This window comes from Stenotrophomonas sp. STEN038 (assembly GCF_056759895.1).
In genome coordinates this window covers 22641-48728 of sequence record NZ_JBRRDW010000001.1, presented here as the reverse complement: position 1 = coordinate 48728, position 26088 = coordinate 22641, and the positions used below count along the sequence as shown (strand labels likewise).

The 26088-nt window shown below is 60.9% G+C and carries 26 protein-coding genes; 3 read left to right on the top strand and 23 right to left on the bottom strand.

What is annotated here, in order from left to right; genetic code table 11:
• Positions 1 to 2 precede the first annotated feature (2 nt).
• From ACVOLS_RS00270 to ACVOLS_RS00255, 4 genes are all read right to left on the bottom strand, one after another.
• A complete protein-coding gene (locus ACVOLS_RS00270) occupies positions 3 to 668 on the bottom strand; it encodes a YkgJ family cysteine cluster protein (protein WP_481543933.1) in 666 nt (221 codons plus the stop codon).
• Positions 668 to 1957: a type II toxin-antitoxin system HipA family toxin gene (locus tag ACVOLS_RS00265; protein WP_481543932.1), complete on the bottom strand. Its 1290-nt coding sequence runs from the start codon at positions 1955 to 1957 to the stop codon at positions 668 to 670. The genes ACVOLS_RS00270 and ACVOLS_RS00265 overlap by 1 nt, the downstream gene beginning before the upstream one ends.
• Entirely contained in the window at positions 1957 to 2253 is a 297-nt protein-coding gene (locus ACVOLS_RS00260) for a helix-turn-helix domain-containing protein (protein ID WP_481543931.1), read from the bottom strand. The genes ACVOLS_RS00265 and ACVOLS_RS00260 overlap by 1 nt, the downstream gene beginning before the upstream one ends.
• Before the next feature lie 639 nt (positions 2254 to 2892).
• A complete protein-coding gene (locus tag ACVOLS_RS00255) occupies positions 2893 to 4710 on the bottom strand; it encodes a hypothetical protein (RefSeq protein WP_481543930.1) in 1818 nt (605 codons plus the stop codon).
• Between the two features lie 258 nt (positions 4711 to 4968).
• Here ACVOLS_RS00255 and ACVOLS_RS00250 point away from each other — a divergent pair, with 258 nt between their 5' ends.
• A complete protein-coding gene (locus ACVOLS_RS00250; protein WP_481543929.1) occupies positions 4969 to 5358 on the top strand; it encodes a hypothetical protein in 390 nt (129 codons plus the stop codon).
• 125 nt (positions 5359 to 5483) lie between these two features.
• Entirely contained in the window at positions 5484 to 5870 is a 387-nt protein-coding gene (locus tag ACVOLS_RS00245; RefSeq protein ID WP_481543928.1) for a hypothetical protein, read from the top strand.
• 123 nt (positions 5871 to 5993) lie between these two features.
• Here the strand turns inward: ACVOLS_RS00245 and ACVOLS_RS00240 are convergent, their stop codons facing one another.
• The 5 genes from ACVOLS_RS00240 to ACVOLS_RS00220 form a co-directional block, all read right to left on the bottom strand.
• Complete coding sequence (locus ACVOLS_RS00240; RefSeq protein ID WP_481543927.1) at positions 5994 to 8564, bottom strand: hypothetical protein; 2571 nt, start codon at positions 8562 to 8564, stop codon at positions 5994 to 5996.
• A 45-nt stretch (positions 8565 to 8609) separates the two neighbouring features.
• Entirely contained in the window at positions 8610 to 8993 is a 384-nt protein-coding gene (locus ACVOLS_RS00235) for a hypothetical protein (RefSeq protein ID WP_481543926.1), read from the bottom strand.
• Between the two features lie 5 nt (positions 8994 to 8998).
• A complete protein-coding gene (locus tag ACVOLS_RS00230; RefSeq protein ID WP_481543925.1) occupies positions 8999 to 9403 on the bottom strand; it encodes a hypothetical protein in 405 nt (134 codons plus the stop codon).
• 143 nt (positions 9404 to 9546) lie between these two features.
• Positions 9547 to 9837: a hypothetical protein gene (locus ACVOLS_RS00225; RefSeq protein ID WP_481543924.1), complete on the bottom strand. Its 291-nt coding sequence runs from the start codon at positions 9835 to 9837 to the stop codon at positions 9547 to 9549.
• 58 nt (positions 9838 to 9895) lie between these two features.
• Positions 9896 to 10948 (bottom strand): phage Gp37/Gp68 family protein, encoded by a 1053-nt coding sequence (locus ACVOLS_RS00220; protein WP_481543923.1) that lies wholly within the window; start codon positions 10946 to 10948, stop codon positions 9896 to 9898.
• Between the two features lie 419 nt (positions 10949 to 11367).
• Here ACVOLS_RS00220 and ACVOLS_RS00215 point away from each other — a divergent pair, with 419 nt between their 5' ends.
• Entirely contained in the window at positions 11368 to 17448 is a 6081-nt protein-coding gene (locus tag ACVOLS_RS00215) for an autotransporter domain-containing protein (RefSeq protein ID WP_481543922.1), read from the top strand.
• A 200-nt stretch (positions 17449 to 17648) separates the two neighbouring features.
• Here the strand turns inward: ACVOLS_RS00215 and ACVOLS_RS00210 are convergent, their stop codons facing one another.
• From ACVOLS_RS00210 to ACVOLS_RS00145, 14 genes are all read right to left on the bottom strand, one after another.
• Positions 17649 to 18212, bottom strand: a complete 564-nt coding sequence (locus ACVOLS_RS00210; RefSeq protein WP_481543921.1) for a DUF4262 domain-containing protein — start codon at positions 18210 to 18212, stop codon at positions 17649 to 17651.
• Positions 18209 to 18511 carry a hypothetical protein gene (locus ACVOLS_RS00205; protein WP_481543920.1) on the bottom strand — a complete coding sequence of 101 codons (303 nt, stop codon included), beginning with the start codon at positions 18509 to 18511 and terminating at the stop codon, positions 18209 to 18211. The genes ACVOLS_RS00210 and ACVOLS_RS00205 overlap by 4 nt, the downstream gene beginning before the upstream one ends.
• Before the next feature lie 123 nt (positions 18512 to 18634).
• Complete coding sequence (locus ACVOLS_RS00200; protein ID WP_481543919.1) at positions 18635 to 18787, bottom strand: hypothetical protein; 153 nt, start codon at positions 18785 to 18787, stop codon at positions 18635 to 18637.
• Positions 18788 to 19080: 293 nt separating this feature from the next.
• A complete protein-coding gene (locus ACVOLS_RS00195) occupies positions 19081 to 19713 on the bottom strand; it encodes a hypothetical protein (RefSeq protein WP_481543918.1) in 633 nt (210 codons plus the stop codon).
• Between the two features lie 498 nt (positions 19714 to 20211).
• Positions 20212 to 20787, bottom strand: coding sequence for a hypothetical protein (locus ACVOLS_RS00190; RefSeq protein WP_481543917.1), 576 nt, complete (start codon positions 20785 to 20787; stop codon positions 20212 to 20214).
• Positions 20788 to 20945: 158 nt separating this feature from the next.
• The gene (locus ACVOLS_RS00185) at positions 20946 to 21275 is read right to left on the bottom strand and encodes a hypothetical protein (protein ID WP_481543916.1); all 330 of its coding nucleotides are present in this window, start codon (positions 21273 to 21275) and stop codon (positions 20946 to 20948) included.
• A 56-nt stretch (positions 21276 to 21331) separates the two neighbouring features.
• Positions 21332 to 21604 carry a hypothetical protein gene (locus ACVOLS_RS00180; RefSeq protein WP_481543915.1) on the bottom strand — a complete coding sequence of 91 codons (273 nt, stop codon included), beginning with the start codon at positions 21602 to 21604 and terminating at the stop codon, positions 21332 to 21334.
• Complete coding sequence (locus ACVOLS_RS00175; protein WP_481543914.1) at positions 21601 to 21921, bottom strand: hypothetical protein; 321 nt, start codon at positions 21919 to 21921, stop codon at positions 21601 to 21603. Before ACVOLS_RS00175 ends, ACVOLS_RS00180 begins: the two co-directional genes overlap by 4 nt.
• Positions 21908 to 22387 (bottom strand): hypothetical protein, encoded by a 480-nt coding sequence (locus tag ACVOLS_RS00170; RefSeq protein ID WP_481543913.1) that lies wholly within the window; start codon positions 22385 to 22387, stop codon positions 21908 to 21910. Before ACVOLS_RS00170 ends, ACVOLS_RS00175 begins: the two co-directional genes overlap by 14 nt.
• Positions 22388 to 22993: 606 nt before the next feature.
• A complete protein-coding gene (locus tag ACVOLS_RS00165; RefSeq protein ID WP_481543912.1) occupies positions 22994 to 23236 on the bottom strand; it encodes a hypothetical protein in 243 nt (80 codons plus the stop codon).
• Positions 23237 to 23274: 38 nt separating this feature from the next.
• On the bottom strand, positions 23275 to 23763 hold the full coding sequence (locus ACVOLS_RS00160) for a hypothetical protein (protein ID WP_481543911.1): 489 nt from the start codon (positions 23761 to 23763) through the stop codon (positions 23275 to 23277).
• 53 nt (positions 23764 to 23816) lie between these two features.
• Positions 23817 to 24464, bottom strand: a complete 648-nt coding sequence (locus tag ACVOLS_RS00155) for a hypothetical protein (RefSeq protein ID WP_481543910.1) — start codon at positions 24462 to 24464, stop codon at positions 23817 to 23819.
• 125 nt (positions 24465 to 24589) lie between these two features.
• Positions 24590 to 25219 (bottom strand): hypothetical protein, encoded by a 630-nt coding sequence (locus ACVOLS_RS00150; RefSeq protein ID WP_481543909.1) that lies wholly within the window; start codon positions 25217 to 25219, stop codon positions 24590 to 24592.
• A gap of 121 nt (positions 25220 to 25340) precedes the next feature.
• Positions 25341 to 26087 carry a hypothetical protein gene (locus ACVOLS_RS00145; protein WP_481543908.1) on the bottom strand — a complete coding sequence of 249 codons (747 nt, stop codon included), beginning with the start codon at positions 26085 to 26087 and terminating at the stop codon, positions 25341 to 25343.
• Between the last annotated feature and the right edge of the window lies 1 nt (position 26088).

Sequence of the window (26088 nt, the reverse complement as noted above, 5' to 3'; positions counted from 1 at the left end):
GCTCACTCCTTCGGTGCGGGTTCTTGCACTGGTGGGAAGAAGTCTCTGATGTCGCCCAGGACCTCTCCTGCGTCGGTGAAGCCGATTGCCATAGCTCCTACCATGGTGGCGTTTGCAAACGGTACGTCTACAGGATGCCCAGGTACGACCCTGCAAAGCAGATCGTCCTCGGCCAGCGAGAAGTGCGTTCGGCATGCCGATGGCCGGCTCTCATAAATGCTGCAGTCGCCGTCCACCAGGAATGGGCAGGGCACGCCGCGATGCTCGCTACCCTCGGACAGGGCCGAGTGGTCGGCCCCTTTGATGAATTTTGCAACAGTCATGCTGCCGGGCTTTACCTTCACTCGCCGGCCAGATGCCTGAGCCATCAACCTCGCTTCCGCAGAGGTGATGACCACTGGGATGTGGCAGCAGGCGTTGCACCCGCGCCGGCAGGCGGCGATGGGGGCAATTTCATCGCCCCAGGCGGACGCTGCAGCCAGCACCAGCCGGATGCGCTTGGCCTGCTGATCTGCCGTTCGCGCCTGGCGCAGCAATTCCTCAGTCCGGCTGAAGTTCGACGGATGGTCCTTCAGTACGCGCTCGGCCCGCTCTTTTGCCGCTGACTCTGCGGCGCGCTGGCGCTTCACCAGCTCGGCCTGCTCGGGGGTCAGATCGGCCTGTTCCATCACAGCTTCACGTGCAGCTCGGCGATGCGCCGGATTTCATCATCGTGTACGCCCGCCGTGGCCGCGTACTTGGGCCAGCTGGCGATCGCAGCATTCACGCCCTCAATGGCCGCCTTTGCTCCAGGAATGGAGAACCGCGCTGCTACGGTCATCAGATCCTCCCGGTCGATGTCATCGTTCTTGCCGTTGACCGACATCAGGTGGTGCGAGAGCCAGATGTTGGAGGGGTCATAGGCGAAGGTCACGTCGTAGGCCGGCGCCAGCTCCCACTGTCCGCCCTGGGCGAGCAGGAAGGCAAAGTTCTTAGTGTGGTCGTCATGGTTGCGTGCGGCGACATTGAAGGCCATGCGCCGGAACAGCTGCGTCATCGCCTCATCCCCAAGCTTCAGCTCCGCCGCGGTCAGGAACAGCGATTCGTAGGCGTGGGTCTGGCGGGCGTTGTAGTCCATGTGTCGCATGGCGCACAACGACTGCACGTGGACCTTTTGATTGCCCACGCGGTCGAATCGCTTGGTCATGAAGTGCGCGCGGCCATTCTCCTGCAGTAGCCAGCACGGGCTCATCACGACACCCGCCGCGCCGGCCATCTCCGAGTAGGCGTATTCGATCCGTCCGTACTGCTGGCTTGGCCCGAGGGCGCGATCTAGGCCCATGCCATCGAACTTCAGCAGCCAGTGCTCGAAGCCGTCCGGCAGATCGAACTGGCCTGACACGAGGTCGCCGGTCGCCTGGTTCCAGCCGAGCACCGCCTTGGCCCGCGCACCGCCGGCGGAGGTGCCCACTGAGATGATGCTGTTCAGGGCGTTGGCGGAAGTTTCGTCGTCGCCAAGGGTGCCCTGTACGGCGCGGCGCGCCACCTCCACCAGGGATGCCATCTGCAGGGGCGCAGAGGAGCTGGTGTTGCCGGCGCGGGACGGGCGGAACTCCAATGCCCCCATGCCGCGCTTGCCCATGTAGGCCAGCCGGTCCAAGGTGGTGATCTGCTCCGGGGTGTAACCGTGCTGGGCCATCCAAGCATCGATCAGCTGGTTGCCGAAGCGATCGGGCAGGGCGTCGGACAACATGCCCGGCAGCCCCATGAACGTTTCCTTGGGCAACGTTGGGAAGACGAAGGACGGGCTGGCGCTGCTGATCGGCATGTTGAAGGGAGCCAGGTCGCTCCCCTTGGACAGCCACTTGGGGTCGTACTCGAACACGTACGCGGCCACGCTCGGATCTGCAGCGACAGCGCCGACACGCTGGCCCCAGATGTGGACCTCAATGACGTCCACATGCTTGAACTGCGCCATCAGCGAACACCTCTCTTTCGGCTGCGGTTGTCCCGCAGCATGGACATGGGACTGACGCGCGGGACGGGGACGAGCATGGACAGGTTGTTGTCCAGCTCCATCGCCTTGAGCACGCGCGCCAAAGTTTGCAGGGTGGAGCCGGTGCCAGCCTCGAGCTGAACCAGTGCCCGCCTCGAAACCCCAGCCTTGTCCGCCAGGGTCTTTTGCGTCAGGCCGCTGGCGAGGCGGCGCTGTTTGATCCGGTCGCCGAGGTCGGCAATGATTTCGTCAGGGCTCTTGATTGGGGTACTGTCCATATGCGCGTATTTCCGGCCACAAACGCCATTTACGGAAGATAAGTGCAACTATACGCGCATAGTGGTGAATTCCAAATGTGCGCGTAAATCTGCACTTATCGGTCGCTATTTCCTGTACTGCGCGGAAATGCGCGCATTATTGGGTATGGCAGGATGTTATCCCCGGCAGACATTACTTCGGTCCCTCAGTAGCCGTTTTTCATTCGATGATCCGCAAGTGCGGTCGGGGTGCCCGCATTGGAGGCCACGGTACGCATCGACTTACCGCCCGAAAGTTGCGCGCAGCGATTGATCAGCGGCACGCGCGGCGCGGGCAACCCCGTGCGGCCTGCGCCTTATCGTAGGCATTTGCGATCTCGGTCAGTTGCGGGTCGCTGGCGCGCAAGCTTGGCGAATAGTCCGTTGTAGTCACCATATGCCGCAGGTTCCGGAAGCGGCCGCCGCTATGCTTCCGGACCAGTCGATCCACGCGCTTGGCTTGCTGTTCGGGAGTTCTTTCCATTGTTCAAGTGCCCTTGAGAGCGGCTGGAGCCGCGCAGAAATCAGGCCGTCGCCGCAGTGCGGCCGGCCACATAAGAGGCATCGAAGCGCCCCCTCCCGGAAGAGTCTCCCGGTTGGAAGGGGGCGGAAAAGTTGGCGTTAGGCGTGCCTCTGCTGCAGGACCGCCAGCCGATCGAGGGCATCGCCGGGCATCCAGACTTCGTGGCGGGCACGGGTGATCGCGAGATAGGCGGCGCGCGATGGCATGTAGCTGCGCTGCCCCAGTTGGACGTCGAAGCAGCAATCCCTCAGCACCACCTGGCCGGCCTCCAGGTTCTTGGCGTGTTCAATCAGTCCTAGAGTCACTGCCTGCGTCCCATCCTGCGCTTGGGCCTCCTGCAGCAGGGAAAGGTCGTGCGTGCTCAAGCCCCGCTCGAACCGTGCGATCAACGACTCCAGGCCTTGTCGCTCCAAGCTTTCCATCAGCGCAGGCCAAGTCTTCTGCGAGTTGTGCCTGACGCCTCGGTAGGAGTCACCCCGCCGCATCGCGATCGCTTCCTTGGTCAGGCGCTCCAGCTGGGACAGTGACGCTGGGAGGAGGCGGAATGCTGCGCCGGCCTGCTGCAGCTGCAGGGCATCTTCCAGCAAGCTCCACTCAGAGCCATAGACGTGCAGGCCCGTCGACGGCACCTCTGCGCGGCCGGCGTACCGCCGCTGCTTGGTGATGTGCTCCCTCGAGCCAGTGAAGCTGTCATGGATCAAGCCGGTCGGATCCATCTCCAGGGTGCTTTGCACCAGGGACTCGGCTCCCAGTCCCATGCGGATTGAGTGGGACATGGAAACCTGCTTCACGCCGGTCAACTGGTGAGGGTTGCCCATGAGGTGCTGGTTGGGATCGCCGAGCAGTACGCAGCCACCCTCGTAGGTGTTGAATAGGTGGCGCCACGCCGCGCGGAGATCGTGGGCCTCATCGACCAGCAGTAGGCCGTGGTAGGCGGGAATCCGGGCGCCGCTGAGCACCAGCCACTTGGCCAAGTGGTTGATGTTGATGTCGAAGGCGTGCCCGCCCTTCGGCGCCGTGTTGATCATGGCCGCCCACAAGCGCTGCGCTGCGTCGATGTAGCGGGCCAGGGCGGCAGGCGCGCAGAGCGGGACATAGCGCCGGACATGCTTTTCGGTGATCTGAGGTGCATCGGTATGGCACCAGCCCGAGACTATCGCTCGTGCGCGCTGCAGGGTCAGCACGACGGCGGCGTTGTCGATCGGGGTAATGCCGGCCAAGGAGGCCTGCTGGTCCAGGGTAAGGAGCGATGAACCACTACGCGGTGCATGCCCCATCCCCAATGCCCGGGCATGCGTGCGGCACATCATGTGGGACAGCTCCCACAAAGTGGTGCGCTTGACCTGGGAGCCATCGCCGGCAGAGTGGGTCATGAAGCCGTAGAGATGGGCCACGGACGGCGCGATGTAGGTCACCTCGCGCCCCAGGCTGGATGCCAGCGTATGGATTAGATGCGTCTTGCCGGTGCCGGCGTAGGCATTGACTACAACATGCTCATCCCTGCCAGCGGCGATGACTCGGGCGGCCACGCCCTGATCCCGCAGGCCACTGAAGCGCACTGCAGTCCGGGGTTTGACTGGCTCATCGTCGTCCGAGCCCAACAGCGCGGCGCCGGGTGCCTCGAAGAATATCTCCCAGTCCTGCATCTGGGCCCGGCAGGCAGCCTGGAATGCAAAGTCGTATCCGCCGGCGGCCGACTGCCACTCGGCCCCGGCCACCATGTCGGCCGGGGCGTAGGTCACCCCGGACTTTGCGAGTCCCGCGAAGACCTCCCGGGGCTGCAAGCTAGGGTCGGCGGCGCGCATCTTGGCCAGATAATGCTCGCCGGCGGCCGACTCTTGGGCGAACTGCTGTTCTGCTGAAGCCACCAGACGCTCCAAAGCCACGTGGGACATCGGGTTGGCTAGCTGGGTCATTGCGCCCATCAGGGCTGCGCGCTCAATGCTCGAGGCAGGCAGCAAGCCTTCACGGAAGAACGCACTGGCCTTCCTGGCGTCGATTGGCAAAAAAAGAGGACGAGAGACAGATTGAGGCATAGAGATTGGGTAGAGGAGCTGAGTTTCTTAACGGTGATGATCGCAGCCATGGCTCGAGGTACAAAATTGCAGAACAGCAACTTTTACAGCGCGGACGAGATGTTCTCAAAGAGGCTGAGAAACAGAAGCAACACGGACATGAGTAACCAATACCTGCACAAATTCTTTTATCACTCACCGGCTCGCAAACGCGCGGCTGTGTTCAAGATTTCGCTCACCGCCGATAACGGCCTTCAGGTGAAGTCCTACAAGCTGATCAACCAAACCCTGATGCCACTCGACACGCGCTCCGTAGAGACCATGAAGGCCGCCTTGGAGGCCGTTTGCGAACTCGCAGATCCGTTCGTCAAGAAGAGCTACGATCTAAAGGTCGGCGAGGTATGTCCTAGGCAACTCTTGGCCGACATGGCCACGGCTGACGCGGTGGCTGCACTCTCACCAGAGCCGACCGCGTCTGTGGCCATGATCATTGCCTTCGAGCCGCGCACCTTCGTTGGCGGGGGTGTGATGGTGCCAGTGCTGTTCTGAAAATTCGTTCACAAATGCCAACGGCCTTGGGGTTGAAATCGACCGGTCCGCCAGCATGTGGTTTAGCCGAGATACCGTGCGTGGCTCCATCCGGGGCCGGCGGGATCGGGTAAGTGAGGTGGGATATGACTCAGCAGAGTGGTGTTGAAGAAATCAGGCCGGTGGATGAGATCCACGAAGACCTGACCAGTGTTGATGAAGAAGCTGGTGATTTGATCGAAGAGGGAGTTCGCAGGCTCGACTTGGCTGTGCGTCACGACAAGACCGCCGAAAATCCGACGTATCACGAGGAGATTGAGCGCCTGCAAGACCAGGTGATCAAGCCGCTTGAGAAAGCCAAGCAGGATGCTATCCAGACGGTTGACGATCTTGAAGCCGGCAAAATAGACGCGGCCCAGGCTCAGAAGGCTCTCGAGGAAATCAACGAGACGGTGGAAGATGCAAAATCGACTCTTGAAGAGGTCACCGTTGACGAGCTAGAAGACGAAGACGAAGACGACGAAGACGAATAATCGTCATCGTATCTTGCAGTGGGGCTGGCACCATAAGGGCCGCCCCACGCGAATGCCGGCTTACGCCGGCATCGCTTTATCTGGACAAGCGATTCTTGGGGCTGCGCACGTCGCCGGCAGCCATTAGGCGATCAAGGCGCGTATTTCTTGATCGAAGGCCGACTCACCCCATCCAGTGAAAACATCGTGCAGAGCGCCAGCAAAGAGAGTCCGCGGTAGCGCCTTTATGCGGCCGAAGTTGCGGTTCTCCCAATTACCTGCCTGTGCTGATTCGCCAGTGGTGCGTAACCGCTTGAGCATGTAGCTGGCGATCTGTTTCTGGCCAGCCCGGTACTTTGTCCGGTAGTCATTGGTGGCACGCGCCGCCAGGAACGCGAAATACCAGCACTGACTCACCGGCGCGAACTGCAGCTGGCTGACGAAGGTGGCCCGTAGATCAGCATCCGCCGGCAGGTCCAGATTCCGTTCGTCAGCTAGGTGCTCCATGTAGGCCATGCATTCTTCCGTGGCTAGCGATGTAGCCAGGGTTTCCAGCTCCTGCCGCCAGTGGATCGGCCACTCCTGTTGAGACAGGTCCCGGATCGATCGATGAAGGTCCATAGTGGACGGCGGCAGTTTGAAGGTCACTGCGTCCCAGTCGAAGGCGGCTTTCTGCCCATCGAAATGAATTCCGTCCGTTCTGACGCTTCCAACTCCAAGCAGTCCTCCCTCAACGAGCGACCCGAGCAGCGGCAGGAAACGCCCCGTCGGATCAAAGGAAACCTCTCCACCCTTGATAGGGCCGATCTTCCAGGTGGCGTGATCGATCTCGCCGGCTCGAAGGAGCGCCATCAGGGCCACAGCCTGGCCCAACGTGAGCTGGTGTACGTCGGGCTGCGTGTTCGCCTTGATGCTGCTGTACTCGCGGAACAGGGCTTGCACTGCGTCATCCCGCGCCGTGGTCGTGGTCGTGGGCGGGGTGGTCAGTTGCGCCAACCATCCAGCAATCTCCCGGTGTAGGTTCTTCCATTCGTCGCCGGCATCAGGCGCACCCGTCTTCTCTTTGACTCGCTCTGCCAGCTTGGTGAGCTCTGGCATAGCTTTCAGGCCTTGATAGCAAATGGCGAGATTGCGGCACGCTGTGTGCCCCCAAAAGTCGTCATCGACAAGACCGTTTCTGTAAATCGCAGCAGCGTCCACCAGTCGGTTGCCCAGGTGCAGGGCGTAAGCCAGCGAGAAGGCGCTGGCATTTGACTTCAGCCCTTCATGGGAGACCTCAGTGATGGCTACGGCCAAGTCCGGCCGGCCCATATCCACGAGCGACTTGATGAGCCAGTGGGGAGATATGTCGCCGATGCGCCCGCCGTCGTTGCTTGCTGCCGCGCTCTCGCTCAGCAGGTGCGCTGCCAGTTCCACAAGGTCAGACGTGGGGATTGACTGGACTTCGTCCGGAAATGCGGCGAACTCGCCGTAAGCCTTGGAATCGAGCACCAGCCATCGGGCGAGGGTGGGGATGACCACCCTTTCCCGTCCGATCATCGCCTTGACCGCAGGTCCATACATCCAGGTGGCAACTGGTCGCGCCAGTACGGCATCGACAAGGGCGTCCTGATCCTCAGGATCCGGATCGGCCTCAGACTTCAGTAGCCGCCCAACAGCAATGGACTGCTCCCAGGCTCCGTTATCGGCAGCTATGGAGGAAACGTGTTCAACATCGAGAATGTTGGATGAGATCACCATTTCCCAGTACGGCGAAAGCCGCACTGGGCTCATGTCATCGTCCATTCCCGTGCTGTTCTCATCAAGCAAAAGCAGGGCGCCAAGCTTCTCCGCAAGTTCCTGAGCGCCAGCCTCATCACGTTCATACAGTCGCAGCTGCAGGTCAAATACGGTGGCGAGATTGTGGTGCGTCTGCGGTCCGAAGCCGAGAGCCAGGGCCGCGTTCAAGTGGTCACGTGCAGCCTTGATCGAATCCGGCTTGAACGTCTTGCCCGCGTCGACAAGGTAGAGCTGTGTTCGCAAGATCTCCGCTTCGAGATCTGCGTTGCTTCTACCTTCATTGTGACCGAGCAGCAGGTCCACTGCGTGGAGCCCTGCCCGGACATTGCCCGTGGAAAGAGAGATCTCCAAGACTGCTGCCGCGCAATCCGGGTAGCGCACCCCATGGGCAAGAAGCTGCTCGATATGGACCTCGGGTGTTCTATCCAAGGAGTGGAGCAATCGGTCGCGAATGGCCAACAAGTCATGACGTTGAAACTCAGCGATGGCCGATTCGGCCAGTTGGATAGCAAACTCCCGGTCCTCCCAAATGGCTCTCGACCGGAGATAAACGATCCTGGCGTACGCGCCAGAGGGCTCCATTGAGACGGCCCGCTTCAGGGTCTCGTGCTGCTGACGCGTGCTCTCCAAAAATGCCAATGCCGCCGTGCCATTGCTGGTTGCCCTGCAATAGTTCTTGCTGAGGTGCTGCTTGGCAGCAGGGATTTGATCCAGCAGCATCAGGGCGAAGCCAAGCTTGCAGGAGGTGTCATCCGACATGTCATGAACGGACTGGTAGCACTCGACAGCCTTACCGATGTCGCCCGCCACTAAGGCCTTGTCTCCCACGATAACGGGGTCGCTTTCATCCCCGCAGATGGGCAGGCCAAGCGTGTGCGCATCCAGCAGGTCATGGAAGGGCAGTGGTGCCGGTGGCGGTTCCGCTTGATTGTGCATCGTGAATCTCAGAGAGAAGTTGTCATTGTGGCAAGACGATCGCCTTCAGCAAGTTTGTGCTGGAGTAGAAGACGAATCCTCGGTGATAAGTGCGTTCCATGCCATCAGCGATGGCAGGTCATCATCAGCATCACATCCCATGCCTAACCCGAGTGCTGACGCGATGTCGGCAGACAACCTAGCGGCGGATTCACTCGGCGGCGGTGGATCCAGCAGCGGAACATCCGCCATCGGATTCATGACCTTGTACAGATAGGCGAGCGGGTTGCGTACGAGGCCGCATATGTGGCGCTCCTGTTGGGTCTCCAGCGCTACGCATGGACCGGTGTGGCAGTTGAGAAACTCGCGGGCTAGCTGGCACGGCTGGACGGTGCAGCAGTAGCCGCAGCCGTTGCAGGCCTGGCCGAACGTTGGCTTTGGCAATGGCACGCCGATTATTCCTCCCCGCACTCGAAACCCCGACGAGTTCGGTAGACCGGGGCCTTCATGTCGAGTCGATCCGGAGACCATCCGCCAAGGCGCTCCATGACCTGCATGATTGCATTGGGGCGGCCCTGGGCCTGCAGCCAGATCATGGCGCCGGCGCAATGGCGCGAGCTCTCACCGATGACCAGGTCGCCCGATTCGTGGCCCGATTCCAGTGTCTTGTGGCAGGTGAACGTCTCCCCGAGGTCTACCAATGCCTTGGCGATTTGGCCATATCGGCTATCGGTCAGGAACCGAGGGGAATCGGCGCGGAAGGGGCAGTCCCGACAGGGACGCTTCAGCGCCATGCCAGAGATGACAGCCTCCGAGCCTTGATTGAAGTCACTCTCGGAGGGGGCGTTGTTAATGGTCACAGTGGTGGCTGGTTCTTGGGCTGTCCACAAGCCTACTTATCGATGTGCTCATGCAAAGTTGCCCTTTCTCGACAAATGGCAGCGAGACAAATGATAGCCACTCCACGCCGTCTGGACTTCTTTAACGTGGCAGGTGGTGTGAGTCAGCCCCGCCCACTGGGGGAGCGAGCTCTACGGACACGATCCTCGCAGCCTGGCAGTCGGTCCACGAGGCGTGCGCAGGCATAGGAAATACGTGGGTCGATCCCGTAGATTCCCTCGAACTTCGCGCACGAGCCGGCGATGTTCCCATTGAAGCAGCCTTGCAAGAGGATATCCGGATCGTTGCTCCAATCGTAATTGTCGAGCATCTCTTGATTTGGGCCGCAGGCGGCCAGCGCGGCGGCGGCTGCAGCCAGCAGGAGGTTACGGAAGATCGTCGATTTCTTTCCCATGAAAGTCCTTGGAGGGGGAGGTGAGGGGACGCGGTTCTAACGTGGTAGCGCAAGGTCACTAACGATTGAGCATTGGGTATCCATCGTGAAGGACACCGTCGAGGGCGCGGCCGGCGGCGGCCTTGCCGACGCGGTGCATGATCGTCACTGGGAAGGCTTGAGTATCCCTGGCCATCGCGAAGGCGGCGCCGTTGGTAAGTTCGCGGCCGTTCTTGTCGAGGCAGATTCCGCCATTTACCCAGGTGGACGCCTTGTTGACCCAGTGTTGGTGGCTATCGAACTGGCGGAACACAGCTTGGCCGGTGCTCGCGTTGTAAGCGGCCGTGTGCCATTCGCCCCACTGCTTGAACAGGTAAGGGACGCCCACCTTGCTGCATTCATCGCGCAGCTGCTGCGGCCACGCAGGCAGCATGGGACGGGCCTTCGGTCCACTCTCGCCCCCAACGATCACCCAGCTCAAGGCGGCAACGCCGTCGAAGCTTGCGGGGTCCCCGGCGGCAATGCCGCGCAGAGAGATGGGCCCCAGCAGTGGTTCGATGGATAGGAAGCGTGTGGCCGCCGGTACCGCCAGCAGCTTGGGTATGTCCCGAGTGGCTTCCTCCTGGTTGCAAACGGTCGCGCCGATCCAGACGTTGGCCGGCGGCTGGCCATCCACCCAGGCACGGATCCACAACGCCAGCTCAGAAGTGGCCTGGCGGGCCGCGGCGAGGTCGGCAGCCGCGCGCAGTCGGTTGACCACGATTCCGATGCGCTTGGTCAGCAGTAGCCAGTCCAGATCGGGCGTCTGCTGCAGGACGGCGAGCACGTCGACCAGCCACTCCACGTCGACCTGGTTGTCGAAGACATCGGCCAGGCTCGCGCAGAACACACGGCGGCGACGGCCATTGGCCTCAAAGAATGCGCTGCTCTGCCGCTGCCAACGCAGGGGCAGGTTCCAGTTCTTGACGGTCGTGCGAACCCGGTCCTCACCAGCGCCCCAGGCTATGGCGTGTATGCGCGCTGGCGCGCTGACAGCTGCGTAGCAGTTGTCGCAGGCAGGCGAAACTCGTGTGCAGCCCATCCACGGGTTCCACGTCGAGTCGGTCCATTCGATGCTGGTTTCAGAGGCCATCTTGCTTTCCCTTCGGGCACAGATGCCGGCCTCTCAATCAAACAGCATTGTCGAGGTCGCAAAAGTTGCGCGACGGCAGCTCATTTAATTTAAGAGCAGGGAAAAAGCGTCTATCCCCCCTTGTCGCGGGCCGGGTTACGGGACGGCTTGCAGTCGGTGAGTAACTACCATTTCACCTAACCGTGCCCGCTATTTCAGCGGATCGGTAGCGATTTCGCGCCATCAAGAAAAAGCACTACCGATCCATTCTTTTGAGGTGATTTCCTATGGGTTGTACGACGTCAGCCGCCGTGCCAAGGCCGCAACGAAAGTGGGTGACCGCCGGGTTGCTCTCGTTGCTTTTGGCAGCCAGTGCTCCATGTGCGCAGGCCGAAACCGAAAACTACCATCAGAGCATCGTTACAGGATCGTTGCCTCGCATGGCTGCCGGCGACGAGGACTATGCCGCGGCAGGCGATGTCGCTTTTTCAGTCGAGGTATTCGACGGGCTGTCCGACCAGGTCATTGTGGTTACCCCGCCGCCCGGCCCTCTATTTAGCGGTGAGCCGGCAGTCATGGGGTTCACCACTAACGCCCCCCACATTCCCGTGATCATTGCCACAGGCACCCCTGATTACTGCAGGACATCTGGCACAAGCATCTACCCATTGCAGCCCGGCACCTGCGTGGTAACTGTCAATGCTTCTGGCGATTCAAGCTTTAAACCAGCTGTTGAGCAGGTTATTTCGCTCCACATTGAGAAAGAGAGAATTCCGCAATGGGTTAACTTTTCGCACTTTGGATCAGTGCCGATAGGCTCTAGTCTATCGATAACCTACACCGGCAACAGTGGCATGCCTGTGGTATTCGCCTCTACTACCCCGGGCGTCTGTACCGTGACAGGAAATGTTGTGAGCGGGCTCGCTGTGGGCACGTGCCGCGGCACTGTGAACGCGGATGGGAATAGCACTTACCTTCCGGCTTGGCCGCAGGCCTTTTCGCTTGAGGTTGTAGAGCGCGTGAAGTCTTCGCAGCTCATTTCGCTGACTCCCCCGCAATCAGCGAGGATAGGCACCGACGTCTCGATTCAGTATTCAAACAGTAGCGGTTTGCCTGTTGCGTTTGCCTCGACTACAACGGGTATCTGCACAGTGACCGAGAACATTGTGACCCCGCTTTCCGTTGGCACTTGTATCGTCACTGCGAATGCGGCTGGTAATGAGTCATTCTTTGATGCAACCGAGCAAGTCGTCCAATTCCCTGTTGGTGTGCAGTTGATCCGACAGGTAATCACCATTTCCCCGCTGGCTGATCTCGAGGTCGGGCAGAGCGCAACCATTCTGGCGACGACTGATTCTGGCCGCCCAGTAGCCCTTAATTCCATGACTCCCCGTCGCTGCTCTGTCGACGGGAATGTTGTCACGGCAAGAGTGGTCGGTATGTGCATGATCAAAGCTGTGGCAATGGGAGACTCCGATTACGCTGAATCTGATACGACAGCCCAGTTCATGATGGCGGCTGCGCGTGCTGATCAGGTCATCACTATTGCTCCTGTGGCCGATCTGCCTTATGGGCAGTCAACCTCTATTTCCGCAGTGAGCGACTCCGGTTTGCCGGTTGTGCTGAACACTGATACGTCTGCAATCTGCATCTTAGCGGGCGAAGTGGTCACTGCAGTTGGCATTGGCTCCTGCTCGGTGACGGCCTCGGCGGCGGGCGATGAGACCTATCGGCCGGCTACTGATGTCACGCTGACGTTCCAGGTCCATAAGCTCTCGCAGTTGATCACGGTCGTACAGCCTGCCGACATCTCGGTTAGCCAAACCGCGTCTCTTCAGGCGACCAGTGACACTGGACTCCCGGTAACCCTGCTGTCGAACACCCCTGCCATATGCTCAGTCGTCGGTAATGTGGCCACCGGTCTCAATGCCGGCACATGCTCAATCACCGCTAGCTCCGCGGGCGATGTGAACCACGAAGCAGCTGCCGACGCGGTCATGAACTTCCAGGTCAAAAAGCTGGAACAGTTCATCAATGCCAGCCAGCCGGCTGATATTGAGGTTGCTCAGATTGCGCCCCTGTCAGGAACGAGCAGCGTTGGTTTGCCGGTGACCTTCACATCAGGTACTCCGAGCGTTTGCTCAATCACCGGCAGTGTCGCTACAGGCATCAACGCTGGGATCTGCTCGATCACGGTCAGTGCCGCGGGTGATGCAAACCATGAAGCTGCCACTGACGTCACCGTGAGCTTCCAGGTCAACCAGCGCGGCCACGTCATCAACGTGATTCAGCCGTCCGACATCCTGGTGGGGCAGACGTCCTCTCTTTCGGCCATCAGCGATGCCGGCCTGACTGTGACCCTGTCGTCTAACACCCCGGCTGTTTGCTCCGTGGCCGGCACCGTGGCCACCGGCAACAATGCAGGCACCTGCACGATTACCGCGAGCGCCTCAGGCGATGTCAACCACGCCCCGGCCGCCGACGTGACGATGACCTTCCTGGTGCAGCGTCTGCCCCAGATCATCACTTCCGGCCTGCTGTCGGACATTGACGTTGGCCAGACCGCGGTTCTGCAAGTGACCAGTGATGCTGGCTTGCCGGTGGTGCTGGTGTCCTCCACGCCGGGCGTCTGCTCGGTGTCCGGCAACGTAGCCACCGGTGTCGCCGCCGGCACCTGCTCGGTCATCGCAAGCGCCGCAGGCGATACGAACCATGACCCGGCCGTCGACGTAACCCTGAGCTTCCAGGTCAACCAACTGGGCCACGTCATCACCGTGCTCCAGCCGGCCGACATTCGCATCGGCCAGACCGAAGTGCTGTCGGCAACGAGTAGTGCCGGCCTGCCGGTGGGATTGGCGTCGAATACCCCGGCAGTCTGTTCGGTGACTGGCCACATGGCCACCGGCCTCACCGCCGGCACCTGTTCGGTCACCGCCAGTGCTGCTGGCGATGCTGGTCACGCCGCTGCTGCGGACGTGACGGTGTCCTTCCAGGTTCAGCGTCTTTCTCAGACCATCACCATCACTCCGCCGGCCGACATCGAGGTTGACGAGGTTGCGACCTTGCAGGCAACCAGCAGCGCTGGTTTGCCGGTGAGCTTCGTTTCGTCCACACCGGGTGTCTGCTCGGTGGTCGGCAACCTCGCGACCGGCTTGGCCGCCGGTAGCTGCACGGTTACCGCCAGCACTGCGGGCGATGCGAGCCACGATCCGGCGGCCGATCAGGCCATCTCGTTCGCGGTGATCGCCAAGACCCCGCCGGCGAAGCTGCCCCATACCATCACCTTTGGCCAGCCGGCTAACATCCTGATCGGCCAGACCGCGATCCTGTCGGCAACGAGCGATGCCGGTCTTCCGGTGAACCTGCTGGCGAACAGCCCGTCGGTCTGTTCGCTCGCCGGTAACGTGATCACCGGCATCTCTGCCGGCACCTGTTCGGTCACCGCCAGCGCCATCGGCGATGCGACCCACGATGCTGCCACTGACGTGACGTTGACGTTCCTGGTGCTGCGTCTGCCCCAGACCATCACCATCACCCCGCCGGTCGACATCGAAGTTGGTCAGACCGCAACCCTGCAAGCGACCACCGATGCTGGCCTGCCGGTGACCTTCGAGTCTGGCAACCCGGGTGTCTGCTCGGTGGCTGGAAACGTCGTCACCGGCGGCGCCGTCGGCACTTGCGCGGTCATTGCCCGCGCTGCTGGTGATGCAGTCCACGACCCGGCGCCTGACCAGATCGTCACCTTCCTGGTGAACGCGAAGACGCCGCCGGCGAAACTGCCGCAGGTGATCACCGTGGTGCAGCCGGCCGCAATCGAAGTTGATCAGACCGTTACCCTGCAGGCCACCAGCGATGCTGGCCTGCCGGTGACTTTCGTATCGTCCACCCCTGGCATTTGCTCGGTGGCGGGGCAGGTGGCCACCGGCGTCGCCGCAGGCGGCTGCTCGGTCACCGCCAGCGCTGCAGGCGACGCGACCCACAACGCCGCGGCCGATCAGGTCATTGCGTTCCAGGTCAATGCGAAGACGCCGCCGGCGAAACTGCCGCAGGCAATCACCGTGGTTCAGCCGGCCGCTATCGAAGTGGGCGAGACCGTCACCCTGCAGGCCACCAGCGATGCTGGCCTGCCGGTGGTGCTGGTGTCCTCGACCCCGGGCATCTGCTCGGTGGCCGGCAACGTAGCTACCGGTGTCGCCGTTGGCGGCTGCGCCGTCACCGTCAGCGCTGCAGGCGATGCGACCCATGACGCTGCGACCGATCAGGTCATTGCGTTCCAGGTGAATGCAAAGACCCCGCCGGCGAAACTGCCGCAGGTCATCACCGTGGTGCAGCCGGCCGCTATCGAAGTGGGCGACACCGTCACCCTGTCGGCCGTCAGTGATGCCGGCCTGCCTGTGACCCTCCTGTCGACCACCCCGGGCATCTGCTCGGTGGTAGGCAACGCGGCCACCGGCGTCGCCACCGGCGGCTGCTCGGTCATCGCAAGCGCTGCAGGCGATGCGACCCACAACGCCGCGACCGATCAGGTCATCGCGTTCCAGGTCAATGCGAAGACGCCGCCGGCCAAGCTGCCGCAGGTCATCACCGTGGTGCAGCCGGCCGCTATTGAGGTTGGTCAGACCATCAGTCTGCAGGCGACCAGCGATGCTGGCCTGCCGGTGGTGTTCGTGTCCTCAACCCCGGGCATCTGCTCGGTGGCCGGCAACGTAGCTACCGGCGTCGCCGCCGGCAGCTGCTCGGTCACGGCCAGCGCTGCAGGCGACGCGACCCACAACGCCGCGGCCGATCAGGTCATTGCGTTCCAGGTGAATGCAAAGACCCCGCCGGCGAAGCTGCCGCAGGTCATCACTGTGGTGCAGCCGGGCGACATCGAGGCTGGCAAGACCGTCACCCTGCAGGCAACCAGCGATGCCGGCATGCCAGTCATCGTGTCGTCGTCCACTCCTGCCATCTGTACTGTGGCGTCGAACGTGGTTACCGGTGTAGCTGCCGGCACCTGTGCGCTTGAGGTCACCGCGGCCGCAAACGACACGTACGCCGCTGCGGCTCCCGTCGCCGTAGAGCTGGTGGTGAAGGAAGCCACCCCGGAAGTTGTGGTTCCGCCGCAGACCGGCGCTGTCGAGGAGTCAGGCTCCACCGTTATCGACATCTCCACCGGTGTCCAGGGCGGGCCTTTCACTGAAGCTGAACTCCTTGCGGTCATTCCAGCCGCAGGTGGCCATGCATCGGTAGTTGGCGGTGATGGCAACTTTGGAATCGACTTCCGTCCGACCCCGGGCTTCAAGGGTGAAGTCACGATTGAGTTCACGCTGACCAACGATGCCGGCAAGACGGGCATCGGCTCCGTGGTCCTTCAGGTTGTCGCTCGTGACAATCCCGCCATGGACTCCAGCGTGGTTGAGCTGATCTCCATGCAGGCAGAGGCTGCACGCCGTCTGGGACAGGGCCAGCTGCGCAATTATCAGCAGCGCACGGAATCGCTCCGCATCGGACGTCATCGCTCGGCTTTCGAGAATGGCATCACCCTGAGCAGCGCGTCTTCCCGTCAGCAGAAAGACGAGAGGATGGGCAATCCGACCGATGATCAGCTGCACCGTGACCGAGAGGAGGCTGAAGAGATCTACCGTGCTCAGGCCTCTGACGCTTCCGGGGACAATGCCAACGCCAGCCGCAAGTTTGGCACCTGGGCCAGCGGTGCCATGAACTTCGGCAAGACTCAGGCAAGTCGTTACGACAGCAACATCGACTTCACGACCACTGGTTTGACGTTCGGCGTTGACACTATGTTGGGCAAGAAGGCCTTTGCCGGTGTTGGTCTCGGCTACGGCCGCTATGTTACTGACATTGGCGAGGCTGGATCTCGTAGCGAGGGCGTTGGCTACAGCGTCGCTGCCTACGGAACCTACATGCCCTTCAAGAACGTGTTCATCGACGCCGTGGTGGGCATGCAGGATCTCGACTTCGACGTTCGCCGCGCAGTCGGTACCGGTGAGAACATCGCAGCAGGGAAGCGCAACGGCGACCAGGTCTTTGGCCGAGTCGCCACGGGGTACAACCTGCGGAACGAATCGCTCGTTTTCACCCCGTATCTGAGCTACGAGTTCGCACGCACCGACCTCTCCGGCTTCGAGGAGGCAGGTGCTCCGGCGTCCTCGGTCCTTGCGTATGACCGCAGCAGTGCTGACTTCGCCACCGTCGGCGCCGGCGTCACGCTGGAGTGGGATGTGACCACGGCCCTGGGCGTGTTCTCGCCCAAGCTGAGGCTGGAGCATGGCCGCGATGTGTTCGGCGCCAACAACGGCCGTGTGCGTTTTGTTGACGAGGTGGATGGCGAGTACAACACCTTTGCACTTCGCAGCTTCAGCAGGCGCTTCACGTCGGCCTCGCTGGGGAGCTCCTATGACATCCGTAATGGCTGGTATGTCACCGCCGAGTTTCTGCTCCGCCGCGACGAAAGTGCCTACGGGCACATGCTCGATAGGTCGGTAAAGATCGGCATTGAGAAGCGGATCGGTAATTGAGAAAACGAAGGGGCCCTGCAGAAGCAGGGCCCCTTTTTCGTTACAGGGCACTGCGCCGGCACCGCCTTTGGTGATCAGGAACGCCATCCCGGTTGGACGCCCAGGCTTGGCCCGCGAGTGCGTGCGGAACGATGGCAAAGAGAGGGAAGCAAAAAGCCCGGCCAGAGCCGGGCTTTTTTGATCTTCGCGTATTGGATGGATCAGTGGATCCGCTTGGAGCTTCGACTCATCACGCGGCGATCTTTGATTTCCTGCGCTGCGATCGCGTGGAGATCCTGCGGAATCGGGATGTTGTAATCCGGGCTTCCCGGGTAGTTGCCGGCCGGGTCGGGCCACAACATCTGTCGCAGCTTGGTCGGCACGATGTTCAGCCTACGCGCGATGCCGATCAGGATGCCGACATCCGGGGTTTCAGCCAGATCGATCGTGCGCAGGATTACCGGCATGTTGGAGATTTCGGCAATGGCCTGTTCGTCAGGGATTTCCGCACCCTTGAGCATCGCCGCCAGGTCGTTCAATACCGGTTCCGCCACCTGCGGAGGTAGGCCCACGCAGATGAGCTCGTAGCCCAGAGTGGACGTCAGGCCGATGGTGTACGCCCAGCCATTGCCGCCAACCAGCTGAACCATGTGGCCGTAGTTCTCAATGATCTTCCGGCAGTTTTGTTCGTATTCATCCGGCGTCTTCATGTATCTGCTCTGTTGGAGTAGGCACCATTCCAGCAGACCGCCGCCTGCGGCAAAATTGCGCCAGGGTAGACTCACGCCCTTGGCATCACCGGCATGGTGGGCATGGACTGCCTGTTCCTGGGCGACTGTGATGCGATCACCTCGCGTCCGGTCTGGGTGGCGTGGTAGGCCACCTCATCGCGCCTGACGCTATCGTCGGAGGCAGCCACGCGCATCAGCCCGACCTCAACCAAGTCAGCGCAGATGGACTGCTCTGGAGTTCCACCCTTCGCAACATAGCGGTTGCGATAGCCGCGGCGCTTTCCGGAGACCGCCACGCCCAGGGTCTCGCGCAGGATCTTCAGGGACTTCTCGTTGATTGGGTCACCACTCATGCCGGCTGTCCTACATTGGCAGGTGAGTGCTTGTGGGTACAGATTTGGTGCTTGGTCATTGATCACGAATCGTTGGATTGCAGGGCCAGTACCGCAGACGACTGGCCAGTTAAAAGTTGTCCATCAGCCTTGGGTGGCCAGCCGCACGCCAAACGTGGCGTAGTAGCAGATCAGTAGGATGCTGCTACACAACGGGGTAAGGATCGAGCTGGCCGGCGCACCCTTCCAGAAGTAGCGCATTGCCGAGCTCGCACTCAAGCCGACGATTGCTCCCATCGAGGCAATTCCGATAAAGGCCACGAAGGAGATCACAAAGGGCTAGTCGAACTCCCCTTGGCCAGGTTGGCAATGAACAGGACGTACGGCGCAGTAAGCACCGAGTAGATCAACCAAAAGATGGCGCTGGCCCGGTTGCTGTTGGACTTTGAGCTGAGCTGCCCCTGATGGTCTTTGGCTGTGTTGTGCATTGGGTCGCTCATATCTGGGATGCTTCACTTTTAAGGTGTGAGATTGATTCTACTGGGGGAGGATGGAGTGGCGATCGGTACAGCGGGCTCTCTCCCTTGATTTCAAGCCTCAGGGAAGGCTTTTAGAATCGGTGTGCCGGAGATCGTACCAACCGTTAAAGCTGTCAGAAGTTCTCTTGCTTCAAGATCCTCCCAGCAATCAACTAACTGGCTGACTAGGAAATCCGCACTTTCACGACAATCGGCGAATCGCATGCTCTCGAAAGTGTGGTCCGTCCGATCGTCATGCGGCCGCACCGTACGGACAACGTGGTTTCCCTGCGCAAGATTTTCGTAGATGGTGATCTCACCACTTGCGACGCCTATGCGAGGAAAGGGCTTTGTAGTCTTGCCCGCGACCTGCGTCACTGTGCCAAGCCACGGTCCCTCCAGCAGGTCAAGACTGGCTTCCCTGGCCTGGTACATGAAGATTAGGTTCCACCCAGCTTGGAGGTACTCGGCATAGCGACTGGTAAGCCAGTGGCGAGTGTCGGAAAGCGTGCGCCAGCGACCAAGCTGGTGTTGTGTGAGTCCATCCCGGTAGCTGCCAATGGAGAACTCACGGCAGAGGAACAAGCCCTTGTGCTCATCAACAGCCAGGCGTAGCAGCTGATTGCCTGTTGAACGGCTGAAGTTTAGTCGGGCCTGCACTCGGCCCGGTTTTAGGTCTCGTCTCTCGCTGTCTTCGTTGGACATCGGCATATAAGAGATAGGTAGATCGTTCATAGGCGAGGGGACAGTATTGCTGGCATTCCGCCGCGGCGCCGCTCGCAACTACCCTCTTGTGGACGATGGTTAGGTTCACCGAGGGACGGGAGCGAGAAGCGTTGTGCAACGTTCATGCCGGCTGCGTGGCAGTCTATGGCGACCTGATGAAAGCCACAGTCGCGCAGCTCTCCTGCACGCCGCTCCATCCAGCCCAAGGCGGTCTCGCGCGAAGCGAAACGGGACTGTCGCTTGGGCAGGGGCGAGTCACCATCGAAGCGCCTTACGCGGAAGGAGAGGCGGTGGGACTGGACAACGAGTCGTACAGTCTTGGGCGCAACGCCTGCGATTGGCCGCTGGAACTCGCGAACTTCCTTGAAACTGCGGACGTTAAACATATGGCCTCATCTCGTTGCCGATGTGAGTCCACTATGACGAATCAGCCTGGCCGGAAAAGTTACGCAGCTACTATGCGCGTTCCCGGCCGTTTTATATGTGGCTCTTGGTGGCGTGTTTGGCGAGCAATTCTAGGATGCCTACTGCATCGCCGAAGTCTCCCATATAACCGGTCTCATCGGGATCGTCTTCCCACATGTCCAGCACTGCTGCAGCCTGCCTAAGGATCGATGCTGCGTCAGGCACGATCACCGGGTGTTTGGCGCTCATAGCGTCGAAGCCCTGCAGCATGGAGTCCAGAGCCGTCCACGCTGCGATGCGCTTGTCGCCGGTCCAGGTCTTCTTCTCGGCCTCGATGCATTGGATCAGGAGGTCCCGGAGTTCGATGCAATGGCTCGGTAGGACGTGCGGTGGGGAGGTGTAGATCTTCTCGCCATGGGCCGGCGCGCCGTTGAGCCAGCGCACACCACCACCATCCACGTTGGACAGGAACTCACCCACTGGCCGGCGATCGTAGGCAATGTGCGGCATCGCCGCATGAAGCATTACCCGCGCGTCTTTCAGGGAAGTTTCCTGCTCATCCTCGCTGAGGTCTTCCCACTCGTTGCGGCCGCCGGCGCGGGCAACCGCTGCAGACTTGATGGCCGCCTCAGTGATCTGCATGGTCATTGCGCCGTACCTTCGCGCAAGCTGACAGTGATGATCTTGAGCGATTCGATGGGCTGCATGGTCTGTCCTGGCCAGAGAATGGGGCGTACTGCTACCGACCCCCATTCCACCATCATCGGGAACTGATGAAAGTTGCATGGGCAGCTGCATAGAGTGGCTCAGCGCAGGTCAGCCCGCGGCGCGCCGAACAAGTGGGTGCGCCCCCCGGCCACCTCCGAGAACACATGCGCTCGCTGGGCCAGTTGCTGCACCTGGAAGAGCGATGCATAGAAGGACCCCTTCTCAGCCACGCATACAGAGAGGCTGGCCTTTCCTTCAACTGACCTCATGCCGCAAAGGTCGCCGGCGGCATCATGCCTCCATAAGGCCACCGGGGAGGCGATAAAGACCGACCTGACCTCTTCGCCATCAATCTTGGCTTCTGTTTCTTTCTGGTCTGGCACGAGGTGAAACCAGTCGCCACTGGGTTGGATAAACAGCCTTGACATGGGACGCCTATGTTATGAGGGCAGGGTTGGGTTGTTCGGCCTGATGAGCAGCCGTCTTACTCGGGCGATGGATCGAAATAGCCGAAGATGTACATCAGAATCAAGACAACAAAAGCGCTGGTGAGGGCCGATGTCCCCCAGAGATCGACGTTGTTGATGGCCGAGAAGTGCCCCGTGGCCATGCGCGAAAGAACAGACAAGATGCCGAACCAAATCAAAGTCAGGACGGCTGTGCCCGCTACGAACATCACGACCTTACCGATCTCGGTGTCACTGAGGCTCTTTTTGCTTTTGCCGCAGGTGCAGAAGCTTTTGTTATCTTTGCTCATAGCGTTCCTGTGGGTTGTTGGGTAGCTCGTTTGGTCACGTCACGCGTCAGTGCATAGACCCAGGTGGCGCCGTAGTCGATGGAGCCACGCGCGTATTGCTCTGCCGATTCCACGTCGGCAAGGGTCGGTAAAGGCAGGCCAGCGCGCTCGTATGCGACCTTTGCTGTCTGGTAGATGGCATTGATCTCAGCCTTGTTCCAGACCTCGAACTCTCGCCCCTTGCGCTTTGCCTGCTCTGCAGTCAGCGCGTCGTAGATGGTTTGGTCCGGCTCGCTGCGCGGGCGGAACGGATCGCGAGAGCCGTTACTGGCGGTCATTGCTGTTGTCCTGCCAGGGCGTTGAAGCTTCGTTCTGCTTGGCTGCGATTGTCACGACGAACTCGCATGCTTGACGCAGTACCTTGGACTCAGCGATCTGGAGGTTAGCCTCTTCGTTGGGCCAGACCTGCTGCGCGTACTCGCGTAGGTTTTCGCCGGTCAGGATGCCGGTTTTATGCCACCTGACGACCTCACTGCAGCGGGAGACGAATATGGGGTCCGGGGCAGGCACGATGATGGCCGGCGTGGATGCGCCCGAGGTCAGGTTGATCAAGGACATCGGCGGCCACCCGGTTGCCTCGCTGACGCCGGCAGCCGGCTCAGCAGCCTTGGAGCCCTCATAGGCCTGCAGCGTCTGGCGCATCTGCTTGTAGAACCTCTCGCGTTCGTGTTGGTGGAAGCTGATCCAATCCGGGTAGTGCGCCAAGCAAGCTGCCGTTATTTGTTCATTGGTTATCTGTGCCACGTGGCTTCGAGCTCGGGTTGGATGTATTCAGTAAATCAGAAGCAATGTGCTCGCCAAATTGGACAAGCGTTACAGGTGGGTGGGTATGTGGGTACTTCAGCTAAGGGGAGCACACGCCCGGGGTGCGCAGGAAATCTGAAATAGCTTGCTGATCTATTTCCACTCTCGCCAGGTATCCCCTCCACAAACGCTTCAAAGCGAATGCTGGTAGCCAGGATAGGTGGCTTGCATGTTGAAAGCGTGGCGAGATGCGATACCAGAGCTGATTGTCGGGGCCGAACGTAGCGATCAACTCCCAGTACAAGCCGCCTTGACTAACCAGGTCAGTGAGATGGTTGTTTAGCGTCAGCGCTTGAGAGCAGCTCCCAGTAAAGGCGACGTAGGGTTCAGTACACCCGAAAAGCCAGTGGTAATGGCCCTGGCAACTTGCTCTGGTCCGAAAGCCAGCTCGGGTGAGAGATTCGACCAGTGGGAAGATGCCAGGTTCGCAGTGGTCCTGATCCGGGGGCTGATCAGGCATTCCGCTGCTGGAATAGGAGTTGTCGTTTCTCAGCATCCCGATACATCGCCATCGTGGATGGGGAGGTCAATCGATGTCGCCAAGATTTACCCCTTCACCTCAGCGGGCTGCTGCTCCAGGGGAGCGGGCATGCCTTCCGGCGGGGATGGCACCCTGTGCGAACCAGGGCCCAGCTCCTTCCAGATGACCACGAAGGTCATGCAGAAGATGATGAACAAAACGATGCTCAAGAACCATCGCACTGCGTTTTCATTCAAGTTGAAGATTCTCGCCAGCCATCCGGAGACGGAAGGGCTGTAGGATTTCTTGCCCTTTTCCAGGTCGTTCATCTGCTCGCCTTTTTGTCGTTATTCGTGATTGGGCCGAATCATGTCGATTCGGTCTTAATCACTTCCAAAACCTGCTGCTTGTTGCGCTCCAGGAACTCGTAGATGCTCTCGCGCTCGTCTGTGTCGCCGAGTCCCCACGACAACGCAGCCCCGATGATTTCGGCCGGGAGCAGCATGAAGACACGCCGGATCTGCTCGCGCGTAGGCTCACCTGCGACGCCAGCCGCAACCAGCAAGTCGTGCAGCTGGTCCAGATCTGGGTGCCCTTCCGGGGTGTTTTGCCAATAGGCCTCGCGCACCGCATCTAGACGTTTCTTATCGGCCTGGTCAGCTTCTTCTTGACGCATCCTCAGCTGCTCCTTCTGCTCTTCCGTCGGCTCCAACCGCTGAACCAATTCCTCGCAAGTGATGCCAAGTCGGCGCGCTTCAACCTGCAGCAGAAGGCTCATTCCTTGACGGGACTGGCCAACAATCATGGTATGGGCGGTGCAGTCACCGTTATCGGATCTGAAAACCTGAGTTGTCATTGCTACGTCGTCCTGTGGGGGGAATAGCCAACCAATGCTGGAAAGCCTCAGGATCAGGCAGCCAGCGCGACCACTTCCGGATCGCGGGTCAGCTCGTAGGCCTTGCGCTCGGCGCCGGTGAGGGTAAGGAAGTAGAAGTCCGTCCAGCGGCCCTCGAAGTCCATCCAGAAGGCGAACGCACCGCGTTCATCGCCCGACGGCAGCACTTCGATGTAGCACTCGGAGTTGGTGTTCACGTCCATGTAATAGTAGGCCATGCCACCGCCGCCGAGATAGCCAGCCGGGTCAGCAGACTCAAACTCAGCAATGCTCTCGATGGTTTCGCGCGTGGCCTGGAACTGGGCGAACGTCTGGCCCGGGTGGTCCTTGCCCATCAGGGCGAACATCAGCTCCTCAGCAGCCTCGCGGCTGTCTTCGGACACCTGCACGCCATGGAAGGGGGCGCCGAACTTGCCGTCCGGGAAGGCGCACAGGAAGACAATCTCGCCATGGTGGTCGATGTAGGTCCAGCCTTCAGCGTCGCCGCCGCCCGGGATGATCCCATCGGCCGGGGACAGGCCCATCGCCTTGCACAGGCTCTTGGTTGCGACGGCTGAGGCCTTGAACAGCTCAAGGGTCAGCTCCGCAACGCCAAACGGCGACTTAGCCTCCGCTTGACGGACCAGATCGTGGATGGAGGCGCGGGCTTGCTTCGGGTTCATGAGGTGTTCCGGGTGCGTTCGGGGTATGTGTTCAGACTACGGCCCTGGGCCGCATTCAAAAGTTGCATCAATTCCCTGCAAAACCCGGGCCATTGCGGCCCGGGAGCAGTGGTGAGCGGGTGGTTTCAGCGCCCCGGCTGGACGGGAACAACCGGGGTCCTGTAGTTGGGTGCGCTCTCCAGAGCCTTCTCGAGTTCTGCGATGCGATCGGGGTGGTAGCCCGCCGTGCTGAGGTGGCCGGTCGCATCGGCGGTGGTGCCGTTGCTCTGCGGGATCTGTTGCAGATCATCTTCATCACAGCCGTTGGTGTCGTAGTCCACGATGCCGGTGCGCAGGCCTTCAACGTCCGAAATGATCTCGGTGACAATGCCTCCCTCCACGATCACATGAACGGTCGGGCGCCACGTGGGCACACCATCCACCATGGCTTCGTAGGCAGCCGTCACCTGCTCAGCCGTTTCCGGGTTGTCTCGGTTGTCGATGGTCAGCATGGACAGTTCCAGCGCGTCGCGTGCCTGCTGCAGCAGTGCAGCCTGCTTGGCAGCAGCTTCTTCGTACCCCTCCAGCGCCTTGCTGGCGATGGCCGCACAGGATTCGAGCCAGCTGTGCTGCTCTTCTTCGGTGTACGCGTGCCACTCGGCACCCTCATCGCCCTCGCTGCACTCGGTCCCCGAGGCGTCGAGCCAGCGGCCGTTGATCTTGCTGCCATTGATGATGGTGTGCAGGGCTTGTGCGAGGTTCTGATGGATGGTCATGAGCCGGTGCCTGTTGCTGTTGGAGATGAGTCCATTTCAGCAGGTCGAGCGCCTCCAAAAAGTTGGACCTCAGCAGCCGCGAGACTTCACCAACTGCCACCAATCTGGCTGCGTGGCTGACCTATGTGGACGCTGTCGCTGATGGGGCGAGCTGCAGCTCATGCGCCGCCAACGCCTCTTGCGCCTGCACCAGGCAGCAGCCAGCTGCATGCTTCACAGGTGGCTCATCGGCAAGGACGTGGCAGCAGCTGACATGCCAACCACCACACTCGCCCTGATAGCCCGAGCTACCGTTCTCGATGACGTTGCGCAGGGCCGAAACCATCCGGTCCACGGTGTTCGCCGGGGCATCGTCGTTGTTGCTGCCCGAGCGGACCAGCCGCGGCAGGGAAAGATGGCTGCTCGGGTCCGCCGCTGCAGTGAACATGCGCTGCAACTCATCGGCCTGCTCTGTCGCACCAGCCTTTGCGTAGAACTCCTGCAGCCGCCGCACCTGATGCACCGGCACCGTACTGCCAGCGATCACCGTGGTGCGGCAAACGTCCATGATGAGTTCCAGCTCGTCGCGACGATCCATAGCTGGCGGCCCGGTCGGGTCAGCCAATGAGCCGATGATGCCCAACGGGACAGTCATGTCGGCATCAGCATCGTGGTCGTAGCCCAAACCGACCAGCCGACCATCGCGAAGGCGGCCGTAGGTAACCGGCTTGGTGCCCAGCACCTGGAGCGCGGCGGTCAAGGCGGGGCGCAGTGCGGCTTCCCAGTCCTCAGGGGATTCGGGGGCGGTGTAGACGCCGTCCTTGACGCATGCAGTGGCAGCAGCGCGCCAAGCGGCCTCAACGGCCAGCTGATCTTGGGTGAGGCTCATC

What these genes read in the sequence shown, in the direction of transcription:
- ACVOLS_RS00255 (WP_481543930.1), bottom strand. Translation starts at nt 4,710, where the DNA reads ATGACCCAGCTAGCCAACCCGATGTCCCACGTGGCTTTGGAGCGTCTG.
- ACVOLS_RS00150 (WP_481543909.1), bottom strand. Translation starts at nt 25,219, where the DNA reads ATGACCATCCATCAGAACCTCGCACAAGCCCTGCACACCATCATCAAT.
- ACVOLS_RS00185 (WP_481543916.1), bottom strand. Translation starts at nt 21,275, where the DNA reads ATGTCAAGGCTGTTTATCCAACCCAGTGGCGACTGGTTTCACCTCGTG.
- ACVOLS_RS00205 (WP_481543920.1), bottom strand. Translation starts at nt 18,511, where the DNA reads ATGAGTGGTGACCCAATCAACGAGAAGTCCCTGAAGATCCTGCGCGAG.
- ACVOLS_RS00195 (WP_481543918.1), bottom strand. Translation starts at nt 19,713, where the DNA reads ATGTCCAACGAAGACAGCGAGAGACGAGACCTAAAACCGGGCCGAGTG.
- ACVOLS_RS00180 (WP_481543915.1), bottom strand. Translation starts at nt 21,604, where the DNA reads ATGAGCAAAGATAACAAAAGCTTCTGCACCTGCGGCAAAAGCAAAAAG.
- ACVOLS_RS00250 (WP_481543929.1), top strand. Translation starts at nt 4,969, where the DNA reads ATGAGTAACCAATACCTGCACAAATTCTTTTATCACTCACCGGCTCGC.
- ACVOLS_RS00155 (WP_481543910.1), bottom strand. Translation starts at nt 24,464, where the DNA reads ATGAACCCGAAGCAAGCCCGCGCCTCCATCCACGATCTGGTCCGTCAA.
- ACVOLS_RS00175 (WP_481543914.1), bottom strand. Translation starts at nt 21,921, where the DNA reads ATGACCGCCAGTAACGGCTCTCGCGATCCGTTCCGCCCGCGCAGCGAG.
- ACVOLS_RS00200 (WP_481543919.1), bottom strand. Translation starts at nt 18,787, where the DNA reads ATGGGAGCAATCGTCGGCTTGAGTGCGAGCTCGGCAATGCGCTACTTC.
- ACVOLS_RS00165 (WP_481543912.1), bottom strand. Translation starts at nt 23,236, where the DNA reads ATGAACGACCTGGAAAAGGGCAAGAAATCCTACAGCCCTTCCGTCTCC.
- ACVOLS_RS00270 (WP_481543933.1), bottom strand. Translation starts at nt 668, where the DNA reads ATGGAACAGGCCGATCTGACCCCCGAGCAGGCCGAGCTGGTGAAGCGC.
- ACVOLS_RS00265 (WP_481543932.1), bottom strand. Translation starts at nt 1,957, where the DNA reads ATGGCGCAGTTCAAGCATGTGGACGTCATTGAGGTCCACATCTGGGGC.
- ACVOLS_RS00260 (WP_481543931.1), bottom strand. Translation starts at nt 2,253, where the DNA reads ATGGACAGTACCCCAATCAAGAGCCCTGACGAAATCATTGCCGACCTC.
- ACVOLS_RS00245 (WP_481543928.1), top strand. Translation starts at nt 5,484, where the DNA reads ATGACTCAGCAGAGTGGTGTTGAAGAAATCAGGCCGGTGGATGAGATC.
- ACVOLS_RS00145 (WP_481543908.1), bottom strand. Translation starts at nt 26,087, where the DNA reads ATGAGCCTCACCCAAGATCAGCTGGCCGTTGAGGCCGCTTGGCGCGCT.
- ACVOLS_RS00240 (WP_481543927.1), bottom strand. Translation starts at nt 8,564, where the DNA reads ATGCACAATCAAGCGGAACCGCCACCGGCACCACTGCCCTTCCATGAC.
- ACVOLS_RS00220 (WP_481543923.1), bottom strand. Translation starts at nt 10,948, where the DNA reads ATGGCCTCTGAAACCAGCATCGAATGGACCGACTCGACGTGGAACCCG.
- ACVOLS_RS00225 (WP_481543924.1), bottom strand. Translation starts at nt 9,837, where the DNA reads ATGGGAAAGAAATCGACGATCTTCCGTAACCTCCTGCTGGCTGCAGCC.
- ACVOLS_RS00190 (WP_481543917.1), bottom strand. Translation starts at nt 20,787, where the DNA reads ATGACCATGCAGATCACTGAGGCGGCCATCAAGTCTGCAGCGGTTGCC.
- ACVOLS_RS00160 (WP_481543911.1), bottom strand. Translation starts at nt 23,763, where the DNA reads ATGACAACTCAGGTTTTCAGATCCGATAACGGTGACTGCACCGCCCAT.
- ACVOLS_RS00215 (WP_481543922.1), top strand. Translation starts at nt 11,368, where the DNA reads ATGGCTGCCGGCGACGAGGACTATGCCGCGGCAGGCGATGTCGCTTTT.